The organism is Streptococcus sp. 1F3, assembly GCF_054968985.1.
Window position 1 is genome coordinate 1 of the sequence record NZ_JBUEQR010000003.1, and the last position, 11239, is coordinate 11239.

General features: G+C 42.2%; 9 protein-coding genes. 2 read left to right on the forward strand and 7 right to left on the reverse strand.

Going from position 1 to position 11239, the window contains the following annotated elements; translation table 11 throughout:
• Positions 1 to 83 precede the first annotated feature (83 nt).
• The 3 genes from ACVPON_RS00055 to ACVPON_RS00065 all read right to left on the reverse strand — a co-directional run bounded on the left by ACVPON_RS00055 (position 84) and on the right by ACVPON_RS00065 (position 1953).
• Entirely contained in the window at positions 84 to 449 is a 366-nt protein-coding gene (locus ACVPON_RS00055; RefSeq protein ID WP_462874789.1) for a GNAT family N-acetyltransferase, read from the reverse strand.
• A 101-nt stretch (positions 450 to 550) separates the two neighbouring features.
• Positions 551 to 1036: a rhodanese-like domain-containing protein gene (locus tag ACVPON_RS00060; RefSeq protein ID WP_462874791.1), complete on the reverse strand. Its 486-nt coding sequence runs from the start codon at positions 1034 to 1036 to the stop codon at positions 551 to 553.
• Positions 1037 to 1107: 71 nt separating this feature from the next.
• Complete coding sequence (locus tag ACVPON_RS00065) at positions 1108 to 1953, reverse strand: DegV family protein (protein ID WP_462874793.1); 846 nt, start codon at positions 1951 to 1953, stop codon at positions 1108 to 1110.
• Between the two features lie 189 nt (positions 1954 to 2142).
• Here ACVPON_RS00065 and ACVPON_RS00070 point away from each other — a divergent pair, with 189 nt between their 5' ends.
• On the forward strand, positions 2143 to 2556 hold the full coding sequence (locus tag ACVPON_RS00070; protein WP_462874795.1) for a TetR/AcrR family transcriptional regulator: 414 nt from the start codon (positions 2143 to 2145) through the stop codon (positions 2554 to 2556).
• A 431-nt stretch (positions 2557 to 2987) separates the two neighbouring features.
• On the opposite strand, the gene proC is transcribed toward ACVPON_RS00070, so the two are convergent.
• The 4 genes from proC to ACVPON_RS00090 form a co-directional block, all read right to left on the reverse strand.
• Positions 2988 to 3770: a pyrroline-5-carboxylate reductase gene (proC, locus tag ACVPON_RS00075; protein WP_462874797.1), complete on the reverse strand. Its 783-nt coding sequence runs from the start codon at positions 3768 to 3770 to the stop codon at positions 2988 to 2990.
• Between the two features lie 12 nt (positions 3771 to 3782).
• Positions 3783 to 5021: a glutamate-5-semialdehyde dehydrogenase gene (locus ACVPON_RS00080; protein WP_462874799.1), complete on the reverse strand. Its 1239-nt coding sequence runs from the start codon at positions 5019 to 5021 to the stop codon at positions 3783 to 3785.
• Between the two features lie 15 nt (positions 5022 to 5036).
• A complete protein-coding gene (gene proB, locus ACVPON_RS00085; protein ID WP_462874801.1) occupies positions 5037 to 6113 on the reverse strand; it encodes a glutamate 5-kinase in 1077 nt (358 codons plus the stop codon).
• 669 nt (positions 6114 to 6782) lie between these two features.
• Positions 6783 to 9254, reverse strand: coding sequence for a bifunctional DnaQ family exonuclease/ATP-dependent helicase (locus ACVPON_RS00090; protein ID WP_462874802.1), 2472 nt, complete (start codon positions 9252 to 9254; stop codon positions 6783 to 6785).
• A 701-nt stretch (positions 9255 to 9955) separates the two neighbouring features.
• Here ACVPON_RS00090 and ACVPON_RS00095 point away from each other — a divergent pair.
• Positions 9956 to 10594 (forward strand): MBL fold metallo-hydrolase, encoded by a 639-nt coding sequence (locus ACVPON_RS00095; protein WP_462874804.1) that lies wholly within the window; start codon positions 9956 to 9958, stop codon positions 10592 to 10594.
• Positions 10595 to 11239: the final 645 nt, after the last annotated feature.

Sequence of the window (11239 nt, forward strand, 5' to 3'; positions counted from 1 at the left end):
AAAGAGAGAACGAATCTCGTCCTCTCACGATGTTAGCTTTTCATCAACCCACTACAGTTGACAAAGAGCCAGAAAAATATAGCCTAAAAGACTATATCGGTTGCTTCTCTACGCATAAATAGGTAGTCCTTTTCGATGTTATCGGAGGGACGAAACCCCTGTTTCTTCCAAAATCTTTGTGCTCGTTTGTTTCGGATATGAACAGGAAGGGAGATACGACTCGCTCGGTATTTTTCGTGCAGATAGTCGATGATGTACTTTGCAGCCTGGGTCCCATAGCCCTGACCCTGAAAGGCAATGTCAATGAAGAAGTTGATAATTTGTAGATTTTCTAATTCTATATAAATGGATACAAAACCGATGAGTTTCTCCTGGGAATAAATAGCAAAAACTTCCATCTTATCCCTGTAGATCCATGCTTCTGCTAACGAATATAGGATTGGATCCACAAAATCCTCCTCAACATTTGCTACTAAATGAGTACACGCCTCAAAATTTTCCTCATCAATCTGTTTTAAATTTATTATCCTTTTTTCCATCATTCCACTATCTACCACCATTCATTCAGCTGTGCACCAATCGCCTTGACTTGATCCAGACTACCCAAATCATAAACATATTGAAATCCTTCAGCACGTAAAAGTCTTGCAGCTTGGGCAGATGAAAGGCTGTCTGAACTGTAGAGATAGATAGGTACATCATGAACTAAGGCAGGAAAATCCTGCTGGGCTAAGCTCGTCAGAGAATAATGTTCTGCAATAGCTACATGCCCAAACTGGTATTCGATAAAGGAGCGGACATCGTAACATTTAGCTCCATTTTTGACAGCAGCAACCACCTGCTCAAAACGAATCCGATAAGTCTGCGCATCCTTACTCGCCTCCGCCCACTTAATGTCCTGCTTCACTATATGACTAGGTGGCTGCTGGTCTACTGTTCTTTTTATCTCATGATTCGTAGCTATTTCCACATTGCGACTAGCAAACCAAAGAACGACAGGGACAAAAACCAGCAGGAGCATACTCGTTTTTCTCATTCCTCTCCCCACTCTGATAAGCGACAAAAAAGCAATCAAGCAAAGCTGAATAGCCGATTCTTATCTGTCTATTAAATTTCATAGCCCATGAGAAGGCCATTTTCTTCTGCATAGAAGCTACAGAGGCCAGATGTTGGCAGGGCTTCAATCAAAGCATTGGGATACATATTGCGCACCAATTCAGAGAACTGCTGGCAGAATTTGTCATTATTACGATGAGCAATCACAATACGCCCACCCTTGTATCCTGCTTTAAGAATTTCTTCAAAAGCTGTCGTGACCGCTTTTTTATGACCACGCGCTTTTTGTAATAATTCAAGTTTGCCCTCGCTACTTGCTTCACCAACCATACGAATATTAAGGAGGCCAACAACCGCTCCAACTAGCTTACTCAAACGTCCATTTTTGACTAGATTATTCACTTTGGCAAGGACAAAGAGTAACTTGGTCTTCTTTTGATAGTCAGTAAGGGCAGATACTACTTCATCATAATTTAAATCTAAAGCAATTAAACGGTTGATTTCCCCCACTAACAAGTCCATTTCTCCACCAGCAGAAAGGGTATCAACCAAGTGAATATTGACATCTGGGTGCTCTTCTAAAAACATCTCTCTTGCAAGGCGAGCGCTGTTATAACTACCAGATAAGGATCCTGTCAAGGTCAACACAATCACATTTTCAGCTCCTGCATAAGCTGCCTCGTAAGCCTGAGGACTAGGACAAGCTGAACCAGCCGCATCTGATGAGGCATACATAGCCTCCATCATCTGATCAATATCAAGTGTGGCATCATCAAGAAAGGTCTGCTCCCCAATGCGGACTGTTAGCGGAACGATTTCAAACAGTGTAGAAGGTGCGAGATTTACTAGTTCTTTATAGTCACAGCCCGAATCTGCAACAATTTTCCATTTAGCCATAAAGGTATTTCCATTCTATTAAGTAGTAAGGCTAAGATTTTTATTTGACAAGCAAACTATCTTGCTTTACAATTATATCATGAAAGAAGACGAAGTGAAAGCATTTTCTTTCGGCTGTCACAGCCCATATCCGAGAAGCGTGTTACGATCATTTCTCACTTCAGATCCTCAATTTGGGAAAGGAAAGCTATGCAAAAACGGACAATTTCTCCTAAATCATTAAAAAATTTATCCCAATCCAATAAAGAAATCAATCAGCTAACCCGTGAATCCATTGAAACAGCTCTTCTTTTTTTGTTGGAAAAAAAGGATATGCGCCACATCTCCATTTCCGAATTGGTCAGAAAAGCAGGGGTGTCCCGCAATGCTTTTTATCGAAATTATAAATCAAAAGAGGAAATTTTAGAATTGGCTTATGAACGAACCTCACAAAACCTCATGGACAAATGGCATCAGCTCCAGAAGAAAGTTCACGAAGATGGGATTCAGCAGAGTTTCTCAGAATTTATCCAGCAACAAAAAGACAAGGTTGAAGATACCAAGACCTTTTCAAATATTAGCCAGTGGATTAAGGATAAGACCAACCAACTGAATAACAAATAAAACAAATCAGCAGGAAGTAGATTCCTGCTGATTTTTATATATCATGGACTGGACTTTTCCAACATCAAGCCCATATATATACTCATTTAGTTTAACGTTTATTACTTCGACGATTGTGGAAACTTCGTTTCCTTATTTCCAACTTCCAATCATCTTCTAGATGAATTGTGGAAACTCCGTTTCCTTATTTCCCACTTCCCATCATCTTCTAGATGAATTGTGGAAACTCCGTTTCCTTATTTCCCACTTCCCATCATCTTCTAGATGATGGGAACTCGCTTTGCCGTACTCTACGATTGTTACTGACTATCGTCAGTATGATTTCCAACCTTCAACAGTCATTAGACTGTTGAAGCAGCCTGTAACTCGTTGCCTAGTACTAAAAGGAAACGAAACAACTATATAAGACATGAAATTTATCTATCCTGCTTTTACTTCCCCAACTGCTTTGTCCGTTTTATTGCTGATTTGATAGCAGCTATAATGGCATAGCGGAAGCCCTCTTTTTCAAGCTTCATGATTCCTGCAATGGTTGAGCCACCCGGTGAGGTGACTTCTTGGCGTAACTGGGCTGGGTGCTTGTCACTTTCCAAAACCATTTGGGCAGACCCTAGTAGGGTCTGAGCAGCTAAGTATTTTGCCTCATCAGCAGTCAATCCATAGGCTACCCCTGCGTCCATCATGGCTTCAATCCATTGGTAGACAAAGGCTGGACCACAACCTGCCAGAGCCGTTGCAGTATCCATCAACCTTTCTTCCACGGCTTGGACCTGTCCTGATTGAGATAGGAGCTGCTCAGTCAAGGTGATTAACTCAGGATTCACTAAGGTATAGGTCGTCATTCCTTGACCAATCGCAACTGGAGTATTGGGCATCATCCGAATAACCTGACTAATCGGTAAGTACTTAGCTAGCTGATCCAAGCGGATGCCTGCTGCCATGGAAATCCAAATTACAGAAGGATTTTTCGCAATAGCATCTTCCATACTTTCAAGAAGAGGAAAGAGCAAGTGGGGTTTTACACCTAAAAAGATAACATCTGCCTGCTCAATAATCGCAGCATTTGAAAGAATATGTCCACCAATTTGCACCTGCAAGGCCTCTGCCTTAGCCTGATTGTGATTGCTAAGAAGCATCTCTATTCCCTCTCTCTTCGAAACACAAAGAGCAAGAGCAGATCCCATATTTCCTAGACCAATAAAGCCAACTTTCATAAGAACTCCCTTCTAACGTACCTGACCAGTACCTGTAATAATATACTTGTAGGTGGTCATTTCACGTAAGCCCATGGGACCTCGGGCATGCATTTTCTGGGTAGAAATACCTAGTTCGCAGCCTAGACCAAACTCTCCTCCATCTGTAAAGCGAGTAGAAGCATTGATATAGACAGCAGCAGAATCAACTCTCTGAGTGAAATGAGCTGCAGCCTCCGCGTCTTCGGTCACGATGGCTTCACTATGACCAGTCGAATGATCCGCAATATGAGCCACCGCTGCTGCCACATCAGCAACCACCTTTACAGCTAGAATATAATCTAAAAATTCTGTCTTAAAATCAGCTATCCCTGCTGGTTGAGCCTGCTTCAAATAAGTAAGTGCCGACCTATCTGCCCGCAGTTCTACCTGACCTGCCAACTGTTCTTCTAGCAGGGGTAAAAACTGGGCTGCTATCTCCTGATGAACGAGTAGCACTTCTGCTGCATTACAGACAGACGGACGACTGGTTTTCGCATTGACAACAATCGCAAGTGCCTTTTCCAAGTCCGCAGCTTGATCCACATAAAGATGACAAATCCCCGTTCCTGTCTCAATAACCGGTACTGTCGCCTGCTCGACTACGGCTCGAATCAATCCTGCACCTCCTCGTGGTACCAACAAGTCAATCTTTCCTTTGGCTGTCATCAGCTCCTGTGCTGAGGCTCGGCTTGTATCCTGTACCAACTCGATGACTTCTTTAGCCATCCCTACTTGAACCAAACCAGTCTTCAAGGCAGTGACAATGGCTTGATTAGAATGAAAAGCCTCCTTTCCTCCACGCAAAATCACGGCATTTCCACTCTTGATAGCAAGTGCTGCCGCATCTGATGTCACATTCGGCCTACTTTCATAAATCATTCCAATCAACCCAAAGGAAACAGATACTTTTCGAATCTGAAGACCATTGGTCGCTTGATAGTCGTCAAGAACAAGACCGACAGGATCTGGCAAGGCAATCAAGGCACGAATCCCATCTGCCATGGCCTGCACCCGTTCTGCTGTCAAGAGGAGGCGATCCTGCATGACAGGAGCGATCTTTCCTTGAGCCTGAGCTATATCTTGAGCATTAGCTGCTAAAATCTGAGCGCAATTTGCCTCTAGCTGGGTTGCCATCGCAGCAAGGGCAGCATTTTTTTGCTCGGTAGTTGCCACATTAATCGCCGATTTATGCGCCAAGAGGCTGTCTAGTAAGTTTTGTGTGGTTACCATAGTCCTATCCCCCTTCTATAAGCTAACCCAATCATTTCGGTGAATGAAAATTCCTTCTGCCTTTGTCTGGGCTAACCTTTCTTCTAATTCCTTAGAGGAAAGTCGAACCCGCCCCTTTCCAATCATACGGTGCTCTTTCTGACTATAGACCGAGACGATATCTCCTGTTTGGAAAGTTCCCTCTAAACTTTTGATACCAGCAACCAACAGGCTCCGTCCATGGCTGAGCATGGCTTCAGTCGCTCCCTTGTCAATCTCTACTGCTGCCTCCGTCCTTGCATAAAATGCCATCCACTGCTTGCGCTGATTCATAGCCTGACTATCTGCTCGAAAAAGCGTTCCTTTATTAGACTGGGTAACTGCTTGTAGCAGAGCTGTATCTTCTTTTGAAGAACAAATAAAGACGGGTACCCCTGATTTGGTCGCAATCTGCGCTGCCTGTAATTTAGTAGTCATGCCACCTGTCCCATTGGAAGAACCTACCCCTGCTGCCATTGTAAAGAGGTCTTCATTAAGCTCCGTAATTTCTGCCAAGTGCTCAGCAGTAGGATCTGTATTGGGATTAGCAGTATAAAGACCGTCCACATCTGTCAACAGAACCAATAAATCAGCTTTTAGAAGGGAGGCTACTTGAGCAGATAAGGTATCATTGTCTCCTACCTTGATTTCTTCAATGGCAATCGTGTCATTTTCGTTGATAATGGGAATAGCATGTTGATGCAATAAAACCTGCAGGGCTTGAGAAGCATTTTGGTAACGTCTAGCGTCTGCAAAGTCATCTTGAGTAAGAAGAATCTGGGCTGATACAATTCCATCTTTCATCAGATTCTGGGTATATTCTTCTATCAGTAATCCTTGACCGACTGCTGCACTAGCCTGCTTTTCAGCAATCTTAGTCGGTCGCTTATCAAAACCTAAACGACTAAAGCCTGCAGCGATAGATCCTGACGTCACCAAGACCAACTGGTAGCCCTGCTGATGAAGTTGGGCAAGTTGATTGGTAATACGAGCAATTTTAATCCTATCCAAACAACCATTTTCCTGTGTAAGAGAGCTTGTCCCCACCTTAAATACTATTAACTTATCGTTCATCAAACCTTCTCATTTTCTAACTAGATAAGGAAAAGTATAGCATATTTCCTAGATTTTGACCATTGATTTTACTATTAAACGTGGGGGACCCAACCAGCAACTATCCAAAACTTTCGGCAAGGCAAACCAACCTAATACTCAATACAAAACGAGGAAGCACCGAAGGCTACTGATGTAGCTAAATTAAATATGCCTAAACTCTGTACGAAAAAGATAAGCAACTGTTCGGGCTTTAGCAAATGACGGTTATAGCTATCCTGATGTATGACAAAAAGTTGTATACTCATTTAGTTTAACTTTTATTACTTCGACGATTGTGGAAACTCCGTTTCCCTATTTCCAACTTCCAATCATCTTCTAGATGATTGGAACTCGCTTTGCCGTACTCTACGATTGTTACTGACTATCGTCAGTATGATTTCCAACCTTCAACAGTCATTAGACTGTTGAAGCAGCCTGCAGCTCCTTGCCTAGTACTAAAAGTAAATTAAATAACTATAACAAAGAAAGAGACTGGGCAAAACTAACAATTTCTCGCTTCGCTTAAAGTTTGAATCGATAAAAACAGCTTAGAAACAACGTTTCTAATAACGTGATTCTAAGCTGTTTTCTATTTCGAAGACTTTTTACCCAGCCTCTCTCTTTGTTTTTTCTAATACCTTGCAGTAACTAGCTTTCACTTTTTTCAAAAAACTGCTCCATTTTTCCTCTCACACCTTCTAGTTCGACCTGCTCCAATGGGTATTCTGTCTCTAGAAAATGCTGAATCTGCTCTCCATACTTCATATCGGTTAAGCGATTATCTAGTAAAAGAACGCAAGACCTTTGGGTCACCGAACGATTACTCCGTCCGATAGCCTGCTTTAATTTCAACATCATCATGGGTAAATGATAGTCATAAAAGGGATTTTTCTTCCCTGCTTTCAACCAGCGATTGACCTTACGAATAAAGCGATCTTGGGGATTTTCAAATGGTAGCCGAGGAATCACTAGAATCATTTGAGCCTGATTTGCAAAGTCTACTCCCTCCCAGAAAACACCTGTCCCTAATAAAACGCTCACCTCCCCTTTATCAAATCGACGTTTGAGTGGCACATCAAGCCCATGGCGATGCTGGGCTAGGTGGGGAACCGCTTCCTGCTCCAAGATAGACGATAATTCTAAGAGTAGCTGAATTGAAGTGAGCAAGACTAAAACGGGTCTACCAAGAACTAGCAAGTCTTGAATTTGCCGAGCAATAAATGCTGCATGCTCTTTCTTATGTAAGCTCAATATAGGAGGCAAGTGACTAGGACACAGAATCATTTGATTCTCTATCTGCTGATAGGGAAGTCTAGCAAAGGTCACATTCTCAAAGCCCAATAAGTCCGCTACATTTACCTTTTTACCAATCTCAAGAGTAGCGCTAATACAAAAGATTTTAGGGTTGGGTAAAAGACTTGCAACATCTAACATCTCTTCCTGACTAGTTCTAAGAAAACTAGAGCGTTTCTCATTGATACGACGTTCCTCTAGCCAAAAATCTCGCTTCTGACCAAGAAGTCCGACCCAGTCTTCCATATCGCGATCGTCCAATTCTTCCAGATTTCGTTTGAGAGCTTGAAGGTCTTCTATTGTCAATTCCCGCCTGCCGGTCGCTCGAAACTGTTTCAAGAGATGGGTCATCTCAAAGATACAAGCCTCTAGCAATCGCCTCTCAAGTAAATTTGTAGACTTGTCCAGCTTACTTTGCAGTAGGACCAAACAATCTGAAAGGGATACTTCTTGACTGGCATATTCTTCTGCTGCGAGAATCAATTTCTGCGCTTCATCGATAATCAACAGACGCTCCTGCATCCAAGCTTCTTTTCCAACATGTTGTAAAAAATAGGCATGATTGGTCAAGGTAAGCCGGCTCAAGCGTGCCTTCTCTTGCGTCCTCCTCCAAAAATCCCACTCTCCAAATAGAGATTGCTCAGACGCATTGCCATCGTGTTGGAGCTCATCAAAGTATCCTTGACAGCGCTGCTTCTGCTTGAGCTCATCCATATCTCCTGTCTCCGTCTCGCAGAGCCAGACCAAAAGGTGCATTTTATAGCGATTCACAAGCCTATTATCATCCTGACGCTCCAAGGTCCGCCAAAAGGTGTCTAATTTGAGATAGTGGCGAGGCGACTTAATGGAAGCACAGGAGATATGAAAAACGTCTGACAGGCTCTTTCCCTCATTTTCCAAAATCTGCTGCTGCAATAGCTTAGTCGGCACCACCACTAGAATGGACTGATTCGTCTGGGCGAGTACTGGAAGCAAATAACCATAGGTCTTGCCAATTCCCGCCTGCGCCTGAATAAAGTGCACGCCGACCTCCTTATCCAATAAACCTTGTTCCATAATCTGGATAAATGCTTGCTGTTGTGGACGCGCATCTAGCCCTAGAAGGGCTAGATTGGTTGCAACATCATTTGATAGATGATAGGGAGCAGTTTCAAGAGCTGGTTTCTTTAAACAAATCCCATTCACTGAAATGAAGTCTTCGGGTAGGTAGTCTGAAAGACTAGGATATAGCTCATCAATAACGAGGCGAGATTCATAAAGCAAATGATCCGCAAACTCCAGAATATGCCTGATAGTCTGCTTAGGCAAGAGCCGAATCTTGTCTTGAATTTTCAAGAGGAGCCTAGCAGTTGCAGTCGCATCTGAAATAGCTGTATGTGCCTGCTCTAGGTCAAGTTCTAACTCCTTTGCAAGATTGCTCAAACTATATTTATCCAAGGTCGGAAAAAATAACTGCGCCAATTCTACCGTATCAACCCGTGGTGTATGCAAGTCATAGCCCTCAAAAAAGAGTGCCTCCGCTAATAAATTGGCATCAAAAGACACATTATGGGCAACAAAAATTGTGCCATCCAATAAGTTATAAATCTCTTTTGCTATCTGACCAAAATCAGGCGCTATTGCTAATTGCTGATCGGTGATGCCCGTCAATTCACGAATATGGTAATCCAATTTTTCATAGGGATTGATATCTGTTTCGTAGGTTTCAACAATCTGTCCTGCTTCTACAATCACAATCCCAATCTGGATAATCTTCGCATCACTACTACTGTTCGTCGCTTCTAGATCTACAACAGCATACCGATGTGCTTGTCTTCTCTCTGTCATAACAGTAAAATTATATCATATTTTACTTAGAAGCTGTATTCATAGCTATATAAGATGTATGGAGGAAAAAGCTGAGGAAAAAAGCAAGTACCCCCAAGGATTCTGCCCCATTTTTGAACCAAACCACCATAGTTGTTTCGTTTACTTTTAGGACTAGGCAACGAGTTACAGGCTGCTTCAACAGTCTAATGACTGTTGAAGATTGGAAATCATACTGACGATAGTCAGTAACAATCGTAGAGTACGGCAAAGCGAGTTCCAATCATCTAGAAGATGATGGGAAGTGGGAAATAAGGAAACGAAGTTTCCACAATTCATCTAGAAGATGATGGGAAGTGGGAAATAAGGAAACGGAGTTTCCACAATTCACCTAGAAGATGATGGGAAGTGGGAAATAAGAAAACGGAGTTTCCACAATTCATCTGGAAGATGATTGGAAGTTGGAAATAGAGAAACGGAGTTTCCACAATCGTCGAAGTAATAAAAGGTAAACGAAATGAGTATACAACGGGAATCGCTTTTATCATTCCATTACTCCTTCCTTCACTACTTATCCTCTACATATCGGCTGATTCATATCTCCTATTTTGAAACGAAACCACTATAAGAGACCACGTTTATCATTTCTGACCAGAAAAAGCAGACAAGTACCTTATTTTTTGCTAAACTAGGAGTGTATCGATTATCAAAGGAGACCTATAATGAAACTCTATCATACTGTAAACCCTATTGCCTATGAAAATACCTACTATCTAGAAAATGAGACCCACCTCATCCTAGTGGATCCAGGAAGTGATTGGGCAACCATTCGACAACAGATTGAAAAACTAGGAAAGCCGGTAGCTGCTATCCTCCTAACCCACACTCACTACGACCACATCATGAGTTTAGACTTGGTACGAGATTATTTTGGTGCACCACCTGTCTACGTGGCTGCTAGCGAGGCAAGTTGGCTATACACACCTGAAATGAACCTCTCTGGCCTAGCCCGTCACGATGATTTAGAGAATGTCGTCTGTCGACCTGCGGAAGAAACCTTCCACTACAACAAAGACTACCATATTGAAGGCTTTCATTTTTCAGTTGTAGAAACACCCGGACACTCGATCGGTGGCGTTTCTTTTATCTTCCCAGACCAAGAGTTCGTCATCACAGGAGATGCCTTGTTCAGAGAATCAATTGGTCGTACAGATCTACCGACCAGCAATACTGAAGCGCTACTGTCGGGGATTAAAAACAACCTCTTTACCCTACCTGGTCACTATCAAGTCTATCCAGGTCATGGACATTCGACCACTATCTCCCATGAGAAAGTTTTCAATCCATTTTTTAGATCCTAGCAGTTATAGTTGTTTCGTTTCCTTTTAGTACTAGGCAACGAGCTGCAGGCTGCTTCAACAGTCTAATGACTGTTGAAGGTTGGAAATCATACTGACGATAGTCAGTAACAATCGTAGAGTACGGCAAAGCGAGTTCCAATCATCTAAAAGATGATTGGAAGTTGGAAATAAGGAAACGAAGTTTCCACAACTCATCTAGAAGATGATTGGAAGTTGGAAATAAGGAAACGAAGTTTCCACAATTCATCTAGAAGATGATGGGAAGTTGGAAATAAGGAAACGAAGTTTCCACAATTCATCTAGAAGATGATGGGAAGTGGGAAATAAGGAAACGGAGTTTCCACAATTCATCTAGAAGATGATTGGAAGTTGGAAATAAGGAAACGGAGTTTCCACAATTCATCTAGAAGATGATGGGAAGTGGGAAATAAGGAAACGAAGTTTCCACAATCGTCGAAGTAATAAAAGTTAAACGAAATGAGTATAACAACTAACAGTCAGTCCTGTGTCAAAAGCTCTTGTATCTTGTTTTAATTGAGTATAAGTACCATATGAATTCAAAAAAACGGCTCTATAATTTCTGTAGTGGGTAAATCCACTGTAGAGATTATGGAGCCTTTTTGAGTATAGAAAAAAAGTCCCATA

Excerpts from the sequence above, each read along its gene's own strand:
- ACVPON_RS00060 (WP_462874791.1), bottom strand. The coding sequence starts at position 1,036 with ATGAGAAAAACGAGTATGCTCCTGCTGGTTTTTGTCCCTGTCGTTCTT.
- ACVPON_RS00065 (WP_462874793.1), bottom strand. The coding sequence starts at position 1,953 with ATGGCTAAATGGAAAATTGTTGCAGATTCGGGCTGTGACTATAAAGAA.
- ACVPON_RS00070 (WP_462874795.1), top strand. The coding sequence starts at position 2,143 with ATGCAAAAACGGACAATTTCTCCTAAATCATTAAAAAATTTATCCCAA.
- proC (WP_462874797.1), bottom strand. The coding sequence starts at position 3,770 with ATGAAAGTTGGCTTTATTGGTCTAGGAAATATGGGATCTGCTCTTGCT.
- ACVPON_RS00080 (WP_462874799.1), bottom strand. The coding sequence starts at position 5,021 with ATGGTAACCACACAAAACTTACTAGACAGCCTCTTGGCGCATAAATCG.
- proB (WP_462874801.1), bottom strand. The coding sequence starts at position 6,113 with ATGAACGATAAGTTAATAGTATTTAAGGTGGGGACAAGCTCTCTTACA.
- ACVPON_RS00090 (WP_462874802.1), bottom strand. The coding sequence starts at position 9,254 with ATGACAGAGAGAAGACAAGCACATCGGTATGCTGTTGTAGATCTAGAA.
- ACVPON_RS00095 (WP_462874804.1), top strand. The coding sequence starts at position 9,956 with ATGAAACTCTATCATACTGTAAACCCTATTGCCTATGAAAATACCTAC.